Annotated in this window: 24 protein-coding genes; 10 read left to right on the top strand and 14 right to left on the bottom strand. The window is 70.6% G+C overall.

The features are described 5' to 3' along the window. Nucleotides 1-10 precede the first annotated feature (10 nt). Genes mce through ACFE76_RS18125 form a run of 3 tightly spaced genes read left to right on the top strand, consistent with a single transcriptional unit; the run spans nucleotide 11 to nucleotide 2,952 of the window. On the top strand, nucleotides 11-529 hold the full coding sequence (mce, locus tag ACFE76_RS18135; protein ID WP_375433187.1) for a methylmalonyl-CoA epimerase: 519 nt from the start codon (nucleotides 11-13) through the stop codon (nucleotides 527-529). Then, on the top strand, nucleotides 526-1,794 hold the full coding sequence (locus ACFE76_RS18130; RefSeq protein ID WP_375433186.1) for a DivIVA domain-containing protein: 1,269 nt from the start codon (nucleotides 526-528) through the stop codon (nucleotides 1,792-1,794). The genes mce and ACFE76_RS18130 overlap by 4 nt, the downstream gene beginning before the upstream one ends. Before the next feature lie 18 nt (nucleotides 1,795-1,812). After that, entirely contained in the window at nucleotides 1,813-2,952 is a 1,140-nt protein-coding gene (locus ACFE76_RS18125) for a hypothetical protein (protein ID WP_375433185.1), read from the top strand. 17 nt (nucleotides 2,953-2,969) lie between these two features. Here ACFE76_RS18125 and nucS read toward each other — a convergent pair whose 3' ends face one another. Then, a complete protein-coding gene (gene nucS, locus ACFE76_RS18120) occupies nucleotides 2,970-3,677 on the bottom strand; it encodes an endonuclease NucS (RefSeq protein ID WP_375433184.1) in 708 nt (235 codons plus the stop codon). A 135-nt stretch (nucleotides 3,678-3,812) separates the two neighbouring features. Here nucS and ACFE76_RS18115 point away from each other — a divergent pair, with 135 nt between their 5' ends. Genes ACFE76_RS18115 through ACFE76_RS18100 form a run of 4 tightly spaced genes read left to right on the top strand, consistent with a single transcriptional unit; the run spans nucleotide 3,813 to nucleotide 6,428 of the window. Further along, on the top strand, nucleotides 3,813-5,036 hold the full coding sequence (locus tag ACFE76_RS18115; protein WP_375433183.1) for a 3-hydroxyacyl-CoA dehydrogenase NAD-binding domain-containing protein: 1,224 nt from the start codon (nucleotides 3,813-3,815) through the stop codon (nucleotides 5,034-5,036). Then, a complete protein-coding gene (locus ACFE76_RS18110) occupies nucleotides 5,036-5,368 on the top strand; it encodes a hypothetical protein (protein WP_375433182.1) in 333 nt (110 codons plus the stop codon). Before ACFE76_RS18115 ends, ACFE76_RS18110 begins: the two co-directional genes overlap by 1 nt. Then, a complete protein-coding gene (locus ACFE76_RS18105; protein ID WP_375433181.1) occupies nucleotides 5,365-6,198 on the top strand; it encodes an alpha/beta fold hydrolase in 834 nt (277 codons plus the stop codon). Before ACFE76_RS18110 ends, ACFE76_RS18105 begins: the two co-directional genes overlap by 4 nt. A 2-nt stretch (nucleotides 6,199-6,200) precedes the next feature. Continuing rightward, nucleotides 6,201-6,428 (top strand): hypothetical protein, encoded by a 228-nt coding sequence (locus ACFE76_RS18100; protein WP_375433180.1) that lies wholly within the window; start codon nucleotides 6,201-6,203, stop codon nucleotides 6,426-6,428. Between the two features lie 6 nt (nucleotides 6,429-6,434). Here ACFE76_RS18100 and ACFE76_RS18095 read toward each other — a convergent pair whose 3' ends face one another. Beyond that, nucleotides 6,435-7,190, bottom strand: coding sequence for a peptidylprolyl isomerase (locus ACFE76_RS18095; protein WP_375433179.1), 756 nt, complete (start codon nucleotides 7,188-7,190; stop codon nucleotides 6,435-6,437). Between the two features lie 66 nt (nucleotides 7,191-7,256). On the opposite strand from ACFE76_RS18095, the gene ACFE76_RS18090 reads away from it, so the two are divergent. The 3 genes from ACFE76_RS18090 to ACFE76_RS18080 are packed head-to-tail and all read left to right on the top strand — an operon-like array spanning nucleotide 7,257 to nucleotide 9,816. Next, the gene (locus tag ACFE76_RS18090; protein WP_375433178.1) at nucleotides 7,257-7,934 is read left to right on the top strand and encodes a cob(I)yrinic acid a,c-diamide adenosyltransferase; all 678 of its coding nucleotides are present in this window, start codon (nucleotides 7,257-7,259) and stop codon (nucleotides 7,932-7,934) included. Next, nucleotides 7,931-9,013, top strand: coding sequence for a sugar phosphate isomerase/epimerase family protein (locus tag ACFE76_RS18085; RefSeq protein ID WP_375433177.1), 1,083 nt, complete (start codon nucleotides 7,931-7,933; stop codon nucleotides 9,011-9,013). Before ACFE76_RS18090 ends, ACFE76_RS18085 begins: the two co-directional genes overlap by 4 nt. Nucleotides 9,014-9,045: 32 nt before the next feature. Further along, a complete protein-coding gene (locus tag ACFE76_RS18080) occupies nucleotides 9,046-9,816 on the top strand; it encodes a hypothetical protein (protein ID WP_375433176.1) in 771 nt (256 codons plus the stop codon). A 16-nt stretch (nucleotides 9,817-9,832) separates the two neighbouring features. Here the strand turns inward: ACFE76_RS18080 and ACFE76_RS18075 are convergent, their stop codons facing one another. From ACFE76_RS18075 to ACFE76_RS18020, 12 genes are all read right to left on the bottom strand, one after another. After that, complete coding sequence (locus ACFE76_RS18075) at nucleotides 9,833-10,291, bottom strand: DUF2550 domain-containing protein (protein ID WP_375433175.1); 459 nt, start codon at nucleotides 10,289-10,291, stop codon at nucleotides 9,833-9,835. A gap of 60 nt (nucleotides 10,292-10,351) precedes the next feature. Then, nucleotides 10,352-10,753: a F0F1 ATP synthase subunit epsilon gene (locus ACFE76_RS18070; protein WP_375433174.1), complete on the bottom strand. Its 402-nt coding sequence runs from the start codon at nucleotides 10,751-10,753 to the stop codon at nucleotides 10,352-10,354. A 27-nt stretch (nucleotides 10,754-10,780) separates the two neighbouring features. Further along, complete coding sequence (gene atpD, locus ACFE76_RS18065; RefSeq protein WP_375433173.1) at nucleotides 10,781-12,238, bottom strand: F0F1 ATP synthase subunit beta; 1,458 nt, start codon at nucleotides 12,236-12,238, stop codon at nucleotides 10,781-10,783. A gap of 8 nt (nucleotides 12,239-12,246) precedes the next feature. After that, nucleotides 12,247-13,158 carry a F0F1 ATP synthase subunit gamma gene (locus ACFE76_RS18060; protein ID WP_375433172.1) on the bottom strand — a complete coding sequence of 304 codons (912 nt, stop codon included), beginning with the start codon at nucleotides 13,156-13,158 and terminating at the stop codon, nucleotides 12,247-12,249. Between the two features lies 1 nt (nucleotide 13,159). Then, nucleotides 13,160-14,797, bottom strand: a complete 1,638-nt coding sequence (atpA, locus tag ACFE76_RS18055) for a F0F1 ATP synthase subunit alpha (RefSeq protein WP_375433171.1) — start codon at nucleotides 14,795-14,797, stop codon at nucleotides 13,160-13,162. A gap of 66 nt (nucleotides 14,798-14,863) precedes the next feature. Beyond that, entirely contained in the window at nucleotides 14,864-15,733 is an 870-nt protein-coding gene (locus ACFE76_RS18050; RefSeq protein ID WP_375433170.1) for a F0F1 ATP synthase subunit delta, read from the bottom strand. After that, nucleotides 15,730-16,290, bottom strand: a complete 561-nt coding sequence (locus ACFE76_RS18045) for a F0F1 ATP synthase subunit B (RefSeq protein ID WP_375433169.1) — start codon at nucleotides 16,288-16,290, stop codon at nucleotides 15,730-15,732. The genes ACFE76_RS18050 and ACFE76_RS18045 overlap by 4 nt, the downstream gene beginning before the upstream one ends. Beyond that, nucleotides 16,290-16,523, bottom strand: coding sequence for an ATP synthase F0 subunit C (gene atpE, locus ACFE76_RS18040; RefSeq protein ID WP_375433168.1), 234 nt, complete (start codon nucleotides 16,521-16,523; stop codon nucleotides 16,290-16,292). Before atpE ends, ACFE76_RS18045 begins: the two co-directional genes overlap by 1 nt. A gap of 46 nt (nucleotides 16,524-16,569) precedes the next feature. Further along, nucleotides 16,570-17,361, bottom strand: a complete 792-nt coding sequence (gene atpB / locus ACFE76_RS18035) for a F0F1 ATP synthase subunit A (protein WP_375433167.1) — start codon at nucleotides 17,359-17,361, stop codon at nucleotides 16,570-16,572. Further along, a complete protein-coding gene (locus ACFE76_RS18030) occupies nucleotides 17,358-17,642 on the bottom strand; it encodes a hypothetical protein (protein WP_375433166.1) in 285 nt (94 codons plus the stop codon). The genes atpB and ACFE76_RS18030 overlap by 4 nt, the downstream gene beginning before the upstream one ends. 35 nt (nucleotides 17,643-17,677) lie before the next feature. After that, the gene (locus ACFE76_RS18025) at nucleotides 17,678-18,175 is read right to left on the bottom strand and encodes a hypothetical protein (RefSeq protein ID WP_375433165.1); all 498 of its coding nucleotides are present in this window, start codon (nucleotides 18,173-18,175) and stop codon (nucleotides 17,678-17,680) included. 163 nt (nucleotides 18,176-18,338) lie between these two features. After that, a complete protein-coding gene (locus ACFE76_RS18020; RefSeq protein ID WP_375433164.1) occupies nucleotides 18,339-19,466 on the bottom strand; it encodes a glycosyltransferase family 4 protein in 1,128 nt (375 codons plus the stop codon). Nucleotides 19,467-19,533: the final 67 nt, after the last annotated feature.

Below are 19,533 nucleotides of genomic sequence, written 5' to 3'. Positions count from 1 at the left end.
CCTGGTCCCCATGAACGCCGCAGGCTCAGAACCCGCCGCAGGCTCAGGACCCGCCGCCGACCTCGGGCTCGCCGACGGCGGCCTGCTGCGGGCCGTCGACCACGTCGGCCTGGCCGTGGCCGACCTCGACGCGGCGATCGCCTTCCACACCGAGGTGCTCGGCCTGGTGCTGGTGCACCGGGAGGAGAACGCCGACGCCGACGTGGCCGAGGCGATGCTCGCCGTCCCTGGCGTCGAAGGCGGCACCCAGGTGCAGCTGCTGGCGGCGCTGACGCCGGAGTCGCCGATCGCGCGGTTCCTGGACCGTTCCGGCCCGGGACTGCAACAGCTCGCGTACGAGGTCTCCGACGTCGTTCTCGCGGCGTCTCGGCTACGAGAGCGCGGCCTGCGTCTGCTCTATGATCAGCCGAGGCCGGGAACCCGTGGTTCGTTGGTCAACTTTGTCCATCCGCACGACACCGGCGGGGTGCTGGTCGAGCTGGTCGAACCGGCTCCGGTCCCGGTCGCCGCAGGAGAGGATTCCCCGTGAGCTCAGCTGACGACACCGGCCTGGGTCTGTTCGACGACACCGCCAGCGCGGCGGGAAGCTTCCCAGCGGCGCTGCGGGGCTACGAGCGGTCCGCGGTCGATGAGTACGTGCGCACCCTGGAGGGCCGGCTCGTCGCCACCCGGCGCCAGGCGGCCGAGCTCCACGAGCAGGTCGGCTCGCTGGGCCAGCAGCTGGCCGACGCGGGCCGGGTCGACCCCTCCGACATCGACTACGCCAACCTGGGCGGTCGGGCGAGTGACATCCTCCGGCTGGCCCAGGAGCAGGCTCGCGAGCTGACCGAGCAGGCCAACCTCGAGGCCGAGCGGGTCAAGGAGCGGGCCCGGCGCGAGGCCGACAGCATCCGCGGCCAGGCCGTCCGCGAGGGCGACGGCCTGAAGCAGTCCGGCGCCGCCGAGGTCGACCAGCTGCGTGCTCAGCTGCAGGACCAGGTCCGGGTGCAGGTCGAGAGGGCCGGCGCCGAGGCCCAGGCGCTGGTCGACGCCGCCCGTCGGCAGGCCGACGCGCTGCGCCGGGAGAGCGAGCACGAGGCCCAGACCGTACGCCAGGCGGCGTACCTGGACACCGAGAGCCTGCGACGCACCGTCGAGCACGAGGCGGCTGTGGCCCGCGAGCAGATCACCGCCGAACGCGAACGGGCTGTGGTCGAGCTGCGGCGGGTGCACGACGAAGCCGCCGGGCAGACGGCCGCCGTCCTCCGCGACGCCACCGAGCACCAGGCCGAGGCCGCCGCGCGGCTGGAGGCCGACCTCGCCGAGGCGGCCCGGGTGCGCGCTGACGCCCTGGCCGAGGCCGAGACCATCCGGGTCCGGGCGGCCGAGGACGCCGAGGCCCGCGTCCGCGCCGCCCAGCAGGAGGCGGCCGAGCTGCGGCAGCGTACCCAGCAGGAGTTCTCCTGGCGCAAGCAGCAGCTGCGGCGCGAGACCGAGCTGCTGGGCCAGCGCAAGCAGGCCGTGCTCAGCCAGCTGGCCAGCCTGTCCGCCCTCGCCGAGCAGACGGCTTCGTCCTTCCCCGAGCTGGAGGACATCGACGAGCCGGAAGGCATCGACGAGCCGGAAGCGGTGACAGCCGAGCCCGAGGTCGAGTCGACCACGGACGACGCGGGCGACGGGGACGACGGGGACCTGACGGTCGCCCGCCCGGCCGTCGCCCCGCAGGCGATGGAAGAGCCGGAGATCGACGGCGACGCCACCATCATGATCTCGACCGCGGACCTGCCTCCGGCCGGTCCCGAGCGCCAGCGCTGATTCCAGGAGTCCGAACTCGTGAGTACCGTCCCTTCCCACGCTGCCGAACGCCCGAACGGAGCTGCCGACTACGGCTTCCCGCTCGTCCGCCGCGGCTACGACCGGGCGGCGGTCGATGAGTTCGCTCGCAGCGCCCACGCCGAGATCAACGAGCTGCGGCAGTCCTACGAGGTCCTGGCCGCGCACTACTCCGAGCTCCAGGCGGCCCCGCCCGAGACGCCCGCCCCGGCCGACTTCCATGCTCTCGGCGGTCGGGCGCGCGAGATCCTGCGGATCGCCGAGGAGCAGGCCCGTGACATCAGCGGCCGGGCCACCGCCGACGCCGACCGGCTGACCGAGCAGACCGAGCACGAGGTCCAGCTGCTGCGAGACTCCACGGCCGCCGAGCTGGCCGAGCTACGTGCGGTCGAGCTGGGCCGGCTGGAGACGCTCCGCTCGCAGAGCGAGCGCGAGGCGGCTGCCGCGGTCGGCGGCGCCACCGCCGAGGCCGCGCAGCTGCTCGGTGCCGCGCGGTTGCAGGCCGGTGCCGTGATGACCGAGGCGGAGAACAACGCGCGGGTGGCGCTCGAGGCGGCCCGGCTGCAGGCGACCACCGTGCTCGCCGACGCCGAGCGGGACGCGTTGCGGGTCCGGCAGGAGGTCGCGGCCCAGCGCGAGGAGGTCCTCGCCGAGCTGACCATCGAGGCCGACGACCTGCGGGGACGGATCCAGCAGACCCTCGCCGACTCCACCCGGATGCACGCCGAGTCCGCCGCGCACCTCACCGCCCAGGCCGACGAGGCCGGACGCGTGCGGGCGGAGTCGCTGGCCGAGGCCGAACGGAGAAGCCAAGAAGCGGCCGCGGAGGCCGAGCAGCTCGTCGCGCGGGCCCGGCAGCAGGCGGCCACCCTGGAGGAGCGTTCCCGGCAGGAGTTCGCCTGGCGCCGCCGCCAGCTGCGGCAGGAGCAGGACCTGCTCACCCGTCGGAAGCAGGCGATGCTGAGCCAGCTCGCCTCGCTCAGCGCGCTGGCCGTCGAGACCGCCGAGAGCATGCCCGAGGTCCCGGCGCTCGAGCTCGACGACAGCGAGCACGCCTCCGCTGCCGAGCCGGCCCCCGACAAGCCGGAGCTGAAGCAGACCGACGACAAGCAGACCGAGCAGCGGGTCGCCGCCGGCTGAGCAGCCGATCTGGACCGTCAGAAGAGGCGCAGCGTGTTGTCGTCCATACCGCGCAGCAGGTCGTAGTCGACCGTCACGCAGGTGATCCCGCGGTCGACCGCCAGCACCCGGGCCTGCGGCTTGATCTGCTGGGCGGCGAAGACGCCGCGGACCGACCCGAGCAGCGGGTCGCGGCGCATCAGGTCGAGGTAGCGCGTCAGCTGCTCGACGCCGTCGATCTCGCCGCGCCGCTTGATCTCGACCGCGACATAGCTGCCGGAGTCGTCGCGGCAGAGCAGGTCGACGGGGCCGATCGGCGTCATGTGCTCGCGGCGGACCAGCGACCAGCCCGCGCCGAAGGTTTCCGGGTGCTCGGCGAGCAACGCCTGCAGGTGCGCCTCGACGCCGTCCTTCTGCAGCCCGGGGTCGACCCCCAGCTCGTGGGAGGAGTCGTGCAGCACCTCAGCGATCGAGATCTGCAGCGTGTCGCCGTCGCGGCCCCGGACCTCCCAGCGCGCGGTCAGCGGCTCCGGACCAGGGACGGCGTCGTCCGCCGGCGCGGGGGGCGCCAGCTCGACCAGGGTGCAGGGCGGGCTCATCCAGTTCAACGGCTTGTACGCCCGGTCGTCGGCGTGCACCGACACCGAGCCGTCGGCCTTGACCAGGATCAGCCTCGTGGCCATCGGGAGGTGAGCCGTCAGCCGTCCGGCGTAGTCCACCTGGCACCGGGCCACCACCAATCGCACCGGGTCAACCTACCGGGCCGCCTCTGCCGAGGGCGAACCGCTGACGGATGCTCCGGCGTGTGGCCGGGAGGACCGTACCGACGGTCTTCCGGGCGACTGCGGAGCAGATGTCAGCGCCTCTGGCAGACTCGCGCTGTGGCAGGAACAGGTGGGACGAGCGGACGGGCCGGTGTGGTCGGTCTCGGCACGATGGGTGCCGGGATCGCCGAGGTGCTGGCCCGCGGTGGCTGGTCGGTGACCGGCGTCGAGGAACAGCCTGACGCCCTGACGCGGGCCGAGGGCCGCATCATGGCCTCCACCGCGTACGCGGAGTCGCGCGGCAAGCTCGCCGAGGGCGAGGGAGCGGCGGTCCGGGCCCGGCTGTCCTACGAGACGAGCATCGACGCGTTGGCCGACTGCGACCTCGTCGTCGAGGCCGTACCGGAGCTGCCCGAGCTCAAGCAGCGCGTCTTCGCCCGCCTGGACGCGGTCGTCGGCGCGAACGCACTCCTGGCCACCAACACCTCCTCGCTGTCGGTGACCTCCCTCGCCGCGTCGACGTCGGACCCGAGCCGCGTGGTCGGACTCCACTTCTTCAACCCCGCGCCGGTCCAGCCGTTGGTCGAGGTCATCTCCACGGTGCTCACCTCCGCCGGCACGCTCGACCGCGTCCGTGAGATCCTGGCCGGCCTCGGCAAGACCACCATCGCGTGTCGCGACCGAGCCGGCTTCGTGGTCAACGGCCTGCTGATCGGCTACCTGAACTCCGCCGCCACCTGGTATGAACGCGGCTACGCCACCCGCGAGGAGATCGACGACGCCCTGGTGTCGGCCGGGATGCCGATGGGTCCCCTGGCGCTGCTCGACCTGGTGGGCCTCGACGTCACCGTGGCGGTGCTGCAGCGGATGTACCTCCAGTTCGGCGACCGCCGCTACCTGCCTGCCCCGCTGCTCACCTCCCTGGTCGAGGCCGGGCTGCTCGGCCGCAAGACGGGCCGTGGCCTCTACACCTACGACGGCTCGACCCCGACCGCGACCACCACGGGGGCGCCGGGGGTCGTGCCGCCGCCTCCTGCCTCGCGGGCCGGCGAGCTGCCCGAGGCCCTGCTGGTGCCCTACCTCAACGACGCCCTCACCATGGTCGGGGTCGGCTACGCCAGTCCCGCGACGGTCGACACGGGGATGTCCCTCGGCTGCCGGATGCCGCCGCCGTTCGACCAGCTGGCGGCGATCGGCCCGGAGCGGGCGCTCGCGGTCCAGCGCCAGGTCTTCGACGAGACCGCTGACCCCGGCTACCGGCCCGCCCTGCTGCTCGAGCAGCTCGCCGCCGCCGACGACCCCGACCTCGCGCTGCACGTGCTGCGCCGCGCAGACCGCTGATGGTGAGGCAGAGCGGACCGAGCAAGCAGGGCGGACCGAGCAAGCAGGGCGGACCGAGCAAGCAGGGCCGACCGAGCAAGCACACTCGGCCGGCACGTCCGCTCGGCTCCGGCCACGCCTCGGCGGCCACCAAGCGGGACGGACGCTGGCTGGTCCGCAGTGTCCCCGGCGCCTCGGCGGTGAAGGCCTACCGCTGCCCCGGCTGCGACCAGGTGGTGGCCGTCGGCGTCCCGCACGTGGTCGTCTGGCCGGCGGAACCATCCTGGCACTCGGCCAGCGGCCTCGACGAGCGCCGGCACTGGCACACCGCCTGCTGGCAGCGCCGCCCGTGACCGCCCTCGCTACCGCCGGTCCGCTCTACGCCACCACCCTCGGAACGAGCGGGCCGCGGGTCGTCCTGCTGCACGGCCTGTTCGGCCAGGGCAAGAACTTTACCTCCCTCGGCCGCAGCCTGAGCGACGTGGCGCGGGTGACCCTGCTGGACCTGCCCGACCACGGACGTTCGCCCTGGTCCGCCTCGTTCTCCTACCCCCAGATGGCCGCGACCGTGGCGGCCCAGCTCGAGGCGCCTCAGTCCGAGGGAACCGGCGAGCCCGTCACGGTGGTCGGGCACTCGATGGGCGGCAAGGTCGCGATGGCCCTGGCCCTGCTGCACCCCGCGCTGGTGGCACGGCTGTGCGTCGTCGACGTCGCACCCGTCGACACCGAGGCGATGACCGACTTCGGCCGCTACGTGGACGGGATGCGGTCGGTCGACCTCGAGACCCTGCGCGACCGGTCCAGCGCCGACGCCGCCCTGGTGCCGGCGGTGCCCGACCCGGTGATCCGCGGCTTCCTGCTGCAGAACCTGCGTCGCGAAGCCGGCGGCTGGCGTTGGCAGATGAACCTCTCGCTGCTCGGTGACCAGCTGCCCGCGATCGCCGGCTGGCCCGACCTGACGGCCCCGCCGTACGGGGCGGATCCGTTCACCGGACCCGTGCTCTGGCTGGCCGGCAGCGAGTCGGGCTACGTCCGCCCGGCGTACGCTCCGGCTATGCGGGCCTTGTTCCCCCGGGTGCGGACCGTCACGGTCAAGGGCGCCGGGCACTGGGTGCACGCCGACCAGCCCGCCGTCGTCGCCGACCTGCTTCGTCGCTTCCTCGACCCCACAGCAAGGAGCTGACCATGGCCCTGGTGCCACACGTCGTGGGGTGGTTCGTGGGCACGCTGCTGCCGCTGGTGATGCCGGCCGACGCCACCGCCTCGCCCGCGCCGGTCTACCCGCCGGAGAGCTCCGGCATCGCCTCGGACCTGGTCGGCGGCTTCTTCGCCGTCGGGCTCTTGATGCTGCTGTACTACCTGCTCAACCTCAAGCCCAAGCGGCGGGAGCCGTACGAGGGTCCCAACGACTGAGCCTGCTCAGCCCTTGGTGACCTTGGTGATCTCGGACGGGTTGTTCGGCTTGCCGTCGCCGGCGCCGTTGCTGCCGTCCTCGCCCTCACCGGCCATCTGGGCCACGACGTCGCGGGACGCCGTGTCCATCTGACCGAAGATCGTGTAGCTCGGCGGCAGCCCCGTGGAGTCGCTCCAGACCAGGAAGAACTGCGAGCCGTTGGTGTCGGGGCCCGCGTTCGCCATCGCCACCACCCCCGTGGTGTAGGACTCCTTGCCGGTCGTCTCGTCGGCGAAGGAGTAGCCGGGCCCGCCCGACCCGGTGCCCGAGGGGTCACCGCACTGCAGCACGAAGAACCCTGAGTCGGTCAGTCGGTGACAACGCGTGCCGTCGAAGTAGCCCTGGTCGGCCAGCGAGGCGAACGAGTTCACCGTGCAGGGGGCCTTGGCGCGGTCCATCGTGATGGTCACCGGACCGCCGGTGAGGGCGAGGGTGTAGCGGAGCGTCCCGGTGGTCGGGACGTCGGCGGTGGGTGGCGGTGTGGCCGCCTTGGCCGCTTCGCCCGCCGCCGGGTAGTCACAGGTCGTGGTGGCGGCGTTGCTCGCCGAACCGCCCGCCTCCGGGGTGCTCGGGACGGCGGTGACCGTCGGGGCGGGGGCGGTGGAGGCGGGGGCCGTCGAGGCGGGAGCGGCCGGCGCCAGCGGGCCGGCGCCGCAGCCGGCGAGGCCGAGGGTGAGCAGCAGGGCCAGCACGGCCGGGCCGACAGTGGGGGGTCGTCGCACCGCACCAGCCTTGCACAGCGCGCTGTCGGTCCGGGGACGCGCGCAGCGTTGCGTAGGGTGGACGCCATGGTCCGCCTCACTCGCATCTACACCCGCACCGGCGACGGCGGCTCGACCCGGCTCTCCGACATGTCGCTCGTCCGCAAGACCGACCCACGGCTCGAGGCCTACGGGGACGTCGACGAGGCGAACTCGGTCTTGGGTGTCGCACTCGCGACCGGGCAGCTGCCCGCGCCGGTCGCCGAGCTGCTCCGGACGATCCAGAACGAGATGTTCGACCTCGGCGCCGACCTGTCCACCCCGTTGCGGCCCGACCCGCCCTGGGAGCCGCTGCGGATCACCCAGGACTACGTCGACCGGCTGGAGCACTGGTGCGACGAGTTCTCCGACCCGCTGCCCGCCCTCACCTCCTTCATCCTGCCCGGCGGCTCGATGGCCGCGGCCCAGCTGCACGTGGCCCGGACCGTCGTTCGTCGCGGTGAACGCGCCGCCTGGGCGGCGGTCGAGCAGTACGGCTCGGAGAGCCTGACCGAGGAGCAGGGTTCCGGCGGTATCAACCCGCTGGCCATCACCTACCTCAACCGGCTGTCCGACCTGCTCTTCATCCTCATCCGCGTGGTGAACGGGCCCGAGGGCGACGTGCTCTGGGTGCCGGGCGGACAGCGCAACCAGGCCAGGCAAGCCGATGTCGAGTCCGGCCGACGCCGCCGGCGACCCCAACCCCAGCAGGAGGATCAGGCATGACCACCGACGCTCCCAGGCCGGTCAACCCCAACCCGGGACTGCGTGAGGCCACCGGAGGCAAGGAACCCCAGCAGGATCGGCCGGTGACGCTGTTCACCGGCCAGTGGGCCGACCTGCCGTTCGACCAGATGTGCCAGCTCGCGGCCGACTGGGGCTACGACGGTCTCGAGATCGCCTGCTGGGGCGACCACTTCGACGTCCTCCAGGCCGCCGAGGACCCGGCGTACGTGCAGGCGAAGAAGGACACGTTGGCCCAGTACGGCCTCGGCTGCTGGGCGATCAGCAACCACCTCAACGGCCAGGCGGTCTGCGAGGCGATCATCGACGAGCGCTACCACAACATGGTCAACCCACGGGTCTGGGGCGACGGCGAGCCCGAGGGCGTCCGGCGGCGGGCCGCGGAGGAGATGAAGCTGACCGCCCGGGCGGCGGCCAACTTCGGGGTGGACACCGTGGTCGGGTTCACCGGATCGGCGATCTGGCACTACGTGGCCATGTTCCCGCCCGTCGGCGACGACGTGATCAGGGCCGGCTACGCCGACTTCGCGGAGCGTTGGCACCCGATCCTCGACGTCTTCGAGGAGGTGGGCGTCCGGTTCGCGCACGAGGTCCACCCCAGCGAGATCGCCTACGACTACTGGTCGACCGTCGCCACCCTGGAGGCCATCGGCCACCGGAGGTCGTTCGGGCTCAACTTCGACCCCTCGCACATGGTCTGGCAGGGTCTGGACTACGTCGGCTTCCTCGACGACTTCTCCGAGCTGATCTACCACGTGGACTGCAAGGACACCAAGATCAGGATGAACAACGGCCGGAACGGCATGCTGGGCAGTCACCTGCCCTGGGCCGACCCGCGGCGCGGCTGGGACTTCATCTCCACCGGCCATGGCGACACCCGCTGGGAGGACATCTTCCGGATGCTCAACCACATCGGCTACGCCGGCCCGATCTCGATCGAGTGGGAGGACGCGGGGATGGACCGGCTCGCCGGCGCTCCCGAGGCGCTGGCCTTCATCCGCGGGCTGAACGGCATCACCCCGCCGACCGCGGCCTTCGACGCCGCGTTCGCCACCCGCTGAGCGGTCTGCGAGAGCCGGACTAGTCTGCGAGCGTGACGACGTCTGAGGTGGAGGAGAGCCCGGACGTCATGGCCTTCGCGCCGCGGCCGGTCAACCGCAGGCTGGTCAAGGTCCTCGCGCTCCTGGTGGTGCTCGCGGTGGTCGCGGCCGCTGGAGTGGCGGTGTGGCACCGGTTACGGCCACCGCCAGACTTCACCCTCGAGCAGCTGCAGGAGGCCTACACCGGCATGGCCCGCTCGGACGGGACCAACGACGTGTCGACCATCGACGCGTCCAAGTTCCCCGACCCGCCGCTCACCTTCACCCCGGCAGCGTGCACGCCGCTCTTCGACAGCACCGTGTCCAACCAGTGGCCGGCCGGGGCGTTGGACGGCGTCTCCACCTACTGGCTCAACGACGGCACGGCGTCGATCTCGCTGTTCACCGTGCGCTACCCCGACGACGAGGCCGCGTCGGCGGCGTACGCGCGCGTGGTGGACGCCATGCCGAAATGCCAGCAGGGCACCGATATCACCTTCACGGCCTCGGCGGCCCTGGACCGGCGACTGCCCGAGTCCGGCGGCACCCTGTACCCCGTGCCGCTGGTCACGCCGAAGGACGCCGGCGACCAGCTGGCCTACCGGCTTGAACGGGCCGGCAGCCAGGGACGCTACGTCGTGCACCTGCTGCGGCTCAGCAACACCGTCAGCTGGCAGTACCGCTACGACTTCGGTACCGCTACCTACGACAACACCGCCGACCAGCAGCTGATGGACGGGCTCGTGACGCAGCTGACCAGCATCCAGACGGCGGCCCGGCCGTAGCCTCCTGAGGACCGCCTCAGGGCAGCCGGTGAACACCGGGTGGGGCGGCTTCGAGCCAGCTCAGCAGGCCGGTGAGAGAGTCCGGGCTCATGGCCAGGTCCCACCGCCGCGCCAGCTCGGCCTCACCTGCCAGCTCGAACCGCACGATCCGCTGGTCGTCGTAGAGCGAGACAGCTTCGACCGCGTTGGGGTCCCGAGTCTCGAGCACGCGGACCGCGCTGCGCAGGAACTCCTTGCGGGGCCGCCAAGAGTAGGAGAAGAACCGGAACCACTGCAACATGCCGTCGTGGTACCGCGCCACCCCGAGCACCCAGCCGGTACTGGGTGAACTGGTGTCCAGCCGCAGGCTGCACTCGAAGGTGCCACCCTGGCGGGCCAACCAGCGACGTCGCACGGCGAGCAGCACGAGGCTGAAGACGGCGAGCCCCAGGAGCGCGACGAACAGCTCGACGAGCTCCAGAGCGCCGCGCATCATGAACCCCAAGCACCTCGCCAGTTCCGCGACGATCGGGTGTCACGTCGCCTAGCAGCGACCCTACTGCGCTTTCTCTGCCGCACGAAGTTGAGCGGTGGCGCGGTCGAACTGCTGCTTCTCGGCGTCGCTGAAGTCACCGCTGTCGAGCGTCCGCTGCGCTTCGGCCAGCTGCTGCTCGGCGTCCCGGACGGTGATCTCGCTCGCCAGGCTGGCGTACTCGCTGAGGATCGAGACCCGACCCTGGGCGACGGAGATGAAACCGCCGTCAACGGCCACGACCTCACGGTTGCCGTCGGTACCGAAGATCACCACCGCGCTGGGCTGGAGGACGCCCAGCACAGGCGCGTGTCCGGCCAAGATGCCAATCTCGCCGTTGACCGTCTTGGCGATGATGTTGGTGGCCTGCCCCGACCACACCACGCGGTCGGCAGAGACCACCTCGACCTGCATCGGCTCAGCCATGCTGCCTCCAGCTCACAAGTGACACGCCTACTGCTCCTTCTGCAGCTCGGCCCAGCGCTCTTCGACCATGTCCATACCGCCGACGTTGAAGAAGGCCTGCTCCGCGATGTGGTCGACGTCGCCGCGGCAGATCGCCTGGAACGCCTCGATGGTGTCGCTGAGCGGGACGGTCGAGCCCGGGATGTTGGTGAACTTCTCGGCCATGTAGGTGTTCTGGCTGAGGAACTGCTGGATCCGGCGGGCCCGGTTGACGACGATCTTGTCCTCCTCGGACAGCTCGTCGACGCCGAGGATCGCGATGATGTCCTGCAGCTCCTTGTTGCGCTGCAGGATCTGCTTCACCTGCACCGCGGTGTCGTAGTGGGTCTGCCCGATGTACTGCGGGTCGAGGATCCGCGAGGTCGAGGTCAGCGGGTCCACGGCTGGGTAGAGACCGCGCGAGGCGATGTCACGGGACAGCTCGGTGGTCGCGTCGAGGTGGGCGAACGTCGTGGCCGGCGCCGGGTCGGTGTAGTCGTCGGCGGGCACGTAGATCGCCTGCATCGAGGTGATCGAGTGGCCGCGGGTCGAGGTGATCCGCTCCTGCAGCTGGCCCATCTCATCAGCCAGGTTGGGCTGGTAGCCCACCGCGGACGGCATCCGGCCGAGCAGGGTGGAGACCTCCGAGCCGGCCTGGGTGAACCGGAAGATGTTGTCGATGAACAGCAGCACGTCCTGGTTGAGGACGTCGCGGAAGTACTCGGCCATGGTCAGCGCGCTCAGCGCCACCCGCAGCCGGGTGCCCGGCGGCTCGTCCATCTGGCCGAAGACGAGAGCGGTGTCCTTGAAGACGCCGGCCTCTTCCATCTCGTTGATCAGGTCGTTGCCCTCACGGGTCCGCTCCCCCACGCCGGCGAACACCGAGGTGCCACCGAAGTTGTGGGCGATCCGGTAGATCATCTCCTGGATCATCACCGTCTTGCCCACGCCGGCGCCGCCGAACAGGCCGATCTTGCCGCCCTGGACGTACGGGGTGAGCAGGTCCAGCACCTTGATACCGGTCTCCAGCATCTCGGTCTTGGACTCCAGCGCGTCGAACTTCGGCGCGGAGCGGTGGATCGGCCAGCGCTCGGTGATGGTCAGGGTCGACGGGTCGACGTCGAGGACGTCACCGGTCACGTTCCAGACGTGGCCCTTGGTCACGTCGCCGACGGGCACCGAGATGGGGGCGCCGGTGTCACGGACCTCGGCCCCGCGCTGCATGCCGTCGGTCGGCTTGAGCGCGATGCAGCGGACCATGTTGTCGCCGATGTGCAGGGCGACCTCCATGGTCATCGTCGTGGTGGTGCCGCTGACGGTGGTGTCGACCAGCACGGCGTTCTGCAGGTCGGGCATGGTGTCGACCGGGAACTCGACGTCGACGACCGGGCCGATGACGCGTGCGACGCGGCCGACACCGCCCGAGGAGTGCTTGGTGCCGGGGTGATCGGAAATGGTGGTTGACATGGGTTCCCTCACTCGCTCGTTGCGCTCGCGTCGGCGAGCGCGCTGGCGCCACCGACGATCTCGCTGATTTCCTGGGTGATCTCGGCCTGCCGGGCCTGGTTGGCCTCCCGGGTCAAGCGCTCGATCAACGACTGGGCGTTGTCCGTGGCGGACTTCATCGCCTTCTGCCGGCTGGCCAGCTCCGAAGCGGCCGCCTGCAGCAGGCAGTACTGGATCCGGCTGGCCACGTACAGCGGTAGCAGCTCGTCCAGCACCGTCTCGGCGTCGGGCTCGAACTCGTACAGCGGCAGCAGGTCGTCCGGCTCGGGCGTCTCGTCGCTCTCGACGACCTCCAGCGGCAGCAGCCGGATGACCTCCGGCGACTGGGTCAGCATGGAGACGAAGCGGGTGTAGACGACGTGGATCTCGTCCACGCCTCCCTCCTCGGTCGGCGTCCGGAAGGCACCGATCAGGGCGTCGGCGACCTCCTTCGCGTTGGCGTAGGTCGGCGCGTCGGAGAAGCCCGCCCACTGGGCGGTGACCTCGCGACGACGGAACTGGTAGAAGGCGATCGCCTTCCGGCCGGCGAGGAAGGGCAGCACCTCTTTGCCCTCGTCCCGCAGCAGCGAGCTGAGCTGCTCCCCCGCCTTGATCACCGAGGACGAGTACGCCCCGGCCAGACCGCGGTCGGAGGTGATCAGCAGCACCGCGGCGCGGCTGGGGTTCTCCTTCTCGGTGGTCAGCGGGTGCTCGACGTTGGAGGACGTGGCCACCGCCGAGACCGCGCGGGTGAGCTCACGGGAGAACGGCGCCGCCTCCCGCGCCCGCGCCTGGGCCTTGATGATCCGCGACGCCGCGATGAGCTCCATCGCGCGGGTGATCTTCTTCGTCGTCGAGACCGAGTTCTTGCGCGACCGGAGCTCTCTGAGACTGGCTGGCATCTCAGCCCCGCTTCTGCTTGACGATCTGCTCCTGGTCGACCTCGTCAGCCTCCATCGACTGGTGCTCCTCGCGGCCGGCGAGCAGCTTGCCGTCGGAGGTCTGGAAGCTCTGCTTGAACCGAGCGATCTCACTCGTCAGCGCGGCCTCGGTGTCACCGTCGAAGACCTTGGTCTCACGGATGTTCTGCAGCACCGAGCCGTTGCGCCGCAGGTGCTCCAGCAGCTCTTGCTCGAAGCGCAGCACGTCGTTGGTGGGCACGTCGTCGAACTGGCCGTTGATGCCGCCCCAGACGCTGACGACCTGCTCCTCGATCGGGTACGGGCTGTACTGCGGCTGCTTGAGCAGCTCGACGAGCTTCTCCCCACGGTCGAGCTGGCGCCGCGAGGTCGCGTCCAGGTCCGAGGCGAACATCGCGAACGCCTGCATGTCGCGGTACTGCGCCAAGTTGATCTTGAGCGAGCCGGAGACGTTCTTCATCGCCTTGATCTGCGCCGCGCCACCGACCCGGGAGACCGAGACACCGACGTCGATGGCCGGTCGCTGGTTGGCGTTGAACAGGTCCGACTGCAGGAAGATCTGACCGTCGGTGATCGAGATGACGTTGGTCGGGATGTAGGCCGACACGTCGTTGGCCTTGGTCTCGATGATCGGCAGTCCGGTCATCGAGCCCCCACCCAGCTCCTTGCTGAGCTTGGCGCACCGCTCGAGCAGCCGGCTGTGCAGGTAGAAGACGTCACCGGGATAGGCCTCGCGGCCCGGCGGACGACGCAGCAGCAGCGACATGGCGCGGTACGCTTCGGCCTGCTTGGTCAGGTCGTCGAAGACGATCAGGACGTGCTTGCCCTGGTACATCCAGTGCTGGCCGATGGCCGAGCCGGTGTAGGGCGCCACGTACTTGAAGCCGGCCGGGTCGGAGGCGGGCGCGTGCACGATGGTCGTGTACGGCAGGGCCCCGGCCTCCTCGAGCGCGCCTCGGATGCCCGCGACGGTCGAGCCCTTCTGGCCGATGGCGACGTAGATGCAGCGGACCTGCTGCTCCGGGTCGCCGGACTCCCAGTTGGCCTTCTGGTTGATGATCGTGTCGAGCGCGATGGCTGACTTGCCGGTCTTGCGGTCACCGATGATCAGCTGCCGCTGGCCGCGGCCGATCGGGATCATGGCGTCGATCGCCTTGATTCCGGTCTGCATCGGCTGCCGGACTTCCTGGCGGTCCATCACGCCGGCGGCCTGCAGCTCGAGCGCGCGACGCTCGGTGGTGCCCGCGATGTCGCCCAGACCGTCGATCGGGACGCCCATCGCGTTCACGGTGCGGCCGAGGTACCCGTCGCCGACGGGCACGGACAGGATGTCCCCGGTCCGGCGGACGACCTGACCCTCCTCGATGCCCTCGGAGTCACCGAGGACGACGACGCCGATCTCGCGGACGTCGAGGTTCAGGGCGATGCCCTGGACGCCGTTCTCGAACTCGAGCAGCTCGTTGGCCATCGCCGACGGCAGCCCCTCGACGCGCGCGATGCCGTCGCCGGAGGTGACGACCGTGCCGACCTCTTCGCGGCTGGAGGTCTCCGGCGTGTAGTTCTGGACGAAACGGTCCAGAGCGTCCCGGATCTCTTCGGGGCGGATCGTCAGTTCTGCCATCGCTGTGCCTGCTCTCGTGTTCGTATCGCGTACGTGGTTTGCGTGTGAGTCAAGGAAAAGAGGTCGTCAGCCGAACAGCCGGCGGGCCGACTCGAGCCGGCCGGCGACCGTGCCCTCGATGACCTCGTCGCCGAGCTCGACCCGGACCCCGCCGAGGACGCCTGCGTCCAGGACCTCCTGCAGCGCGACCTCCCGGCCGACCTGACGGGCCAACGAGGTCTGCAGCCGGGACCGCTGCTCGGCCGTGAGTGGCCGAGCCACCCGGACCGTCGCGATCACCCGGTTCTTCTGAGCCGCGGCGAGGGCCACGAACCCTTCGATCGTGTGGGCGAACGTACGCTCGCGCGCCGCCACGGCCCGCGAGGCCAGCGCGATCGTCGACGCGTTCGCGCGCCCGGTGAGCAGGTCCGTGACGAGCTGCCGACGACCGACCAGGTCGATCCCGCGGTCGCTCAGGGCGTCCCGGACGTCCGGAGTCGCCTCGACCAGCCGGGCGAACCGGAACAGCTCGTCCTCGGTCTCCTCCAGGGCACCGTCCCGGTCGGCCAACAACAGCTGGGCCCGCACCGCCTGGCGCTCCAGCGCAGCGGCCAACGCACGGCCGCCACCCCAGCGCATCCCGACGGCCTCGGCGACCACCTGGACCGCGAGCTTGGACACCCGGCCGTCGAGCAGGCCGTGCACCAGCTGCTGCCGTCCCTGCTCGGACGTGGCCGGGTCGGTCAGTGTCCGCCGCAGGGTGACGGAGGAGTCAAGCGCGTCGACCACCGCGAACAGGTCGCTCGGCAGGCTGCCGAGGTCACCCGCGCTGGGCGCTCGCGTGACCACCGAGGCGATCGTGGACAGGATGCCACCGTCGCCCGAACGAGCCGTAGCGGCGGCGCGGTCGAGGACCTCGTCGAGCGCCTCCAGCCGGGCTTCGCTGGCGACGCTCATGGTCGGCCTGCTGGCTGACTGTCCTCGGAGCCCTCGAGATCGGCCCCCTCCAGATCAGCCAGGAAGCGGTCGACCGTACGGCGGGCCCGCTCGTCGTCGTCGAGGGACTCCCCGACGATCCGGCTGGCGAGCGTGGTGGCCAGACCACCGACCTCGCTGCGCAGCGAGAGCAGCACCTGGGCGCGCTCGGCCTCGAGCTGGGCCTGCGCCGACTCCTTGATCCGGGCCGCCTCGCTCTGCGCCTGCTCCCGCATCTCGGCCAGGATCTGCGAGCCCTGGGTCTTGGCGTCCTCGCGGATGCGGGCCGCCTCGGTCCGGGCCTCGGCCAGCTGGTCGGTGTACTGCGCCAGAGCAGCCGCCGCCGCCTCCTGGGCACGCTCGGCCTTCTCGATGCCGCCTTGGATCGCCTCGGTCCGGGCGGCGTAGGTCGCCTCGAACTGCGGGACCACGTACTTGGTGATGAGGAACGTCAGGATGCCCACGAAGACAACTGCCGCGATGATCTCGGGCAGCTCCGGGAGCAGCGGGTTCTCGGCCAGCGGGATGATGACAGGCATTACTGGCCGGTGAAGCCGAAGACGAAGGCGAGAGCGATGCCGATAATGGCCAGCGCCTCGGTCAGGGCGAAGCCGATGAACGCGGTGCTGAGCAGAGCGCCGCGCGCCTCGGGCTGGCGGGCGGTGCCCTCGATCACGGCCGCGAAGATCAGGCCGACGCCGATACCGGGGCCGATGGCGCCGAGACCGTAGCCGACGATACCGAGCGAGCCGACGAGCTCCATGGGAGTCATCTGGTGGTTCCTTTCGTGTCCCGCAGAACTGCGGATCTGGTGCGGATCAGTGCTCTTCGGCGGTCGCCGAGGAGATGTACTGGGCGGTCAGGACGGTGAAGATGTAGGCCTGCAGGATCTGGACGAAGAGCTCGAGCCCGAAGATCGCCATGCTGAAGATCCAGGACGCGAACCCGGCCACCTTGTTGACCAGCGGCTCGCTCTCCAGCACCAGGTACTCCCCGCCGAGCACGAACACCAGCACCAGCAGGTGGCCGGCGAACATGTTGGCGAAGAGCCGCAGCGACAGGGTCAGTGGTCGGACCAAGATGTTGGAGAGGAACTCCAGCGGGATGATCAGCGGCAGCATCCACCCCGGGACGCCCGAGGGGATCGTGGCCCGCTGAAGGTAGCCGCCCAGGCCGAACTTCTTGATCCCGATCGCGTTGTAGAGAATCCACACCATCCCGGTGAGCCCGTAGGCCCAGCCCACGTGCGAGGCCGTCGGCAGCAGCGTGAGCGGGAAGATCCCCCACAGGTTGTTGACCAGGATGAAGGAGAACAGCGCGATCAGGAACGGGAGGTACTTGCGGTAGTCGTGGCCGATCATGTCGCGGCCCACGCTGTTGCGCAGGAACATGTAGGCGGCCTCGCCCACGAACTGCCCCTTGCTCGGGACCAGCGCTCGCTTGCGCGCCATCACGAGCCAGAAGACCAACACGAGGCCAAAACCGACCACCGCCTGCAGCAGGTACCGGTCGAACCACGGCAGTCCGGGAAACAGAGCCGGAAACTCGAAGCTCTCCGTGCTCGGCGGCGTGTAGCCCTCCATCGGGATCAAGCCGATCACGCCGCTCACACTCTCCCCTTATCGGTCGTTCCGGCTACCGCTCCGCGTTCTGCTGCTGGCGGGACTCCGAAGCGCTTGATGATCATGTACATCGCCAGGGCCGCACCAGCCACGAGGCCGATCGGCAGCAGGAAGACCGTGCCCAACAGGTGGTCCGCGCCCCAGCCGATGCCGCCGTAGAGGGCGACCCCGGCGATCAGGTACGACAGCACCCGCATGCCCTGGTTCATCCCGGCCGAGGCGGCCTCACCGGCCGGTGTCGTCATCTCCGGTTCGCGACTCTGGCTCATGGTCCTGCTCACGCTAGCAGTCCGGCTCGCCGCACTCACGTCTCGTCGTCCGCTCCGGCGGGCGCCTGGTAGTCCGCGTCGTAGGCCGCGATCCGCAGCCGCGAGAACACCCACACCTCGGCGACGAGCCAGCCCACGACGACCGCCACGGTGGTCAGGAAGACCACGTTCGGGATCAGGGCCGACAGCGCGTCGGCGTGGCGCTGGTAGACCAGCAGCACGAGGCCGAGCACCAGCACCCGGGTGGTGTAGCTCAGCAGGGCCACGCTCAGCAGCAGCCGGGCGCCCGCGTCAGCGAAGCGCACCATCACGTACTGACCGCCGGCGTAGAAGAAGAGGACCATCGCGGCGGCGAGTGCCGCCGACAGCAGGCCCGCCGTGCCGTAGCCGATCCCGAAGCCGACCAGCGCCAGCACCGTGGCGACCGCGCCGCCGGTCGCGCCACCGGCAAGCAGCTTGCGCGCGTGCCGGACCTGGCTGCTGGTGCCCTCGGCAGGCGTCGCTGCGTGCTCGGGGCGGCTGTCCACGGTCATCGGGGTGCGCGTCCTTGCTCGTGATCGGTCGGTTGGCCAGGTCACCTGCCCCAGAAGACCCAGGGAGGAAATGGGATCCAGGAGGGACGTGTTGCGTGAGAAAACTAGCACAGCGGGCCGGTTTCAGGCGTGATCGCCACCCCGGGGCGGACCCGCCCGACGGCTACGGCAGGTCGCCCGGTACGGGTCGACGGGCGGTCGGCGGCCGGCTCAACGTCACCAGTCCGAGGACCACGGCGAGCACGGCGACGACCGCCACGACGGTCCACTGGGCGTCGCTGCGGACCAGGCCCAGCACGATCACCCCGAACGAGACCAGGGCCGACCAGATGTACATCAGCAGCACGGCGCGGCGCTGGCTGTGGCCCCGCTCGAGCAGCCGGTGGTGCAGGTGCTGCTTGTCGGCGACGAACCACCACCGTCCTGCGTACGTCCGGCGAACAAAAGCCAGCACGAGGTCGAGAAACGGCAGTGCCAGCACGGCCAGGGGCAGCACCAGGGGCAGCACGGTCGGCACCAGGCCGCCGGCGGAGTCCTGCAGCTGCGAGGTGTCGATCTGGCCGGTCAGGCTGATGGTGGAGGTGGCGAGCAGCAGCCCGAGCAGCAGGGCGCCCGAGTCCCCCATGAACATCCGGGCGGGGAAGAAGTTGTGCGGCAGGAACCCCAGGCACGCCCCCGCGATGGCCACCGTGATCAGGCTCGCCGTGGTGGCCCGGGTCAGGCCCTCGTTCACGGTCAGCACGTAGGAGTACGCGAAGAAGGCGAGCGCACCGATCCCGACGACCCCGGTGGCCAGGCCGTCGAGGCCGTCGACGAAGTTGACCGCGTTGGAGCAGAGCACGATGAAGAACACAGTGATCGCCACCGAGGACGGCGCGTCGAGCAGGATCGGCTGGCCCGGCAGTGGAATCCAGAGCATCTTCACCCCGAGCGCCACCGCGAGGCCGGCGGCCAGCACCTGACCGGCGAACTTGGTCAGCGCCGACAGGTCGTAGATGTCGTCCAGCACGCCGACGATGCAGATCACCAGCGCCGCCAGGAGGACGCCCCGGGAGTCGTGCTGCAGGGTGGCCTCGCGGCCGAGGAACGGCAGCTGCAGGGCCAGCAGCACCGCCGCCGACACCCCGGCCAGCATCGCCACCCCCCCGAAGTAGGGCATCTCGATCGTGTGCACGTCGCGGTCGCGCACCTTGGCCATCGCCCCCATGCGCAGGGCCAGTCGGCGGCACAGCCCGCTGCTCAGGTAGGTGACCGAGGCCGCGACCAGCAGCACCAGGAGGTACTCGCGCACTCAGTGACGCTCGGGCTCGGGTTCGGCGGGAGGCTCGGGTTCGGCGGCGGGCTCGGGCTCGGCGGGA

Origin of the sequence: uncultured Friedmanniella sp. (assembly GCF_964244005.1) — a bacterium.
Classification (GTDB): Bacteria; Actinomycetota; Actinomycetes; order Propionibacteriales; family Propionibacteriaceae; genus Microlunatus.
This window is presented reverse-complemented; position numbering and strand designations above follow the sequence as displayed.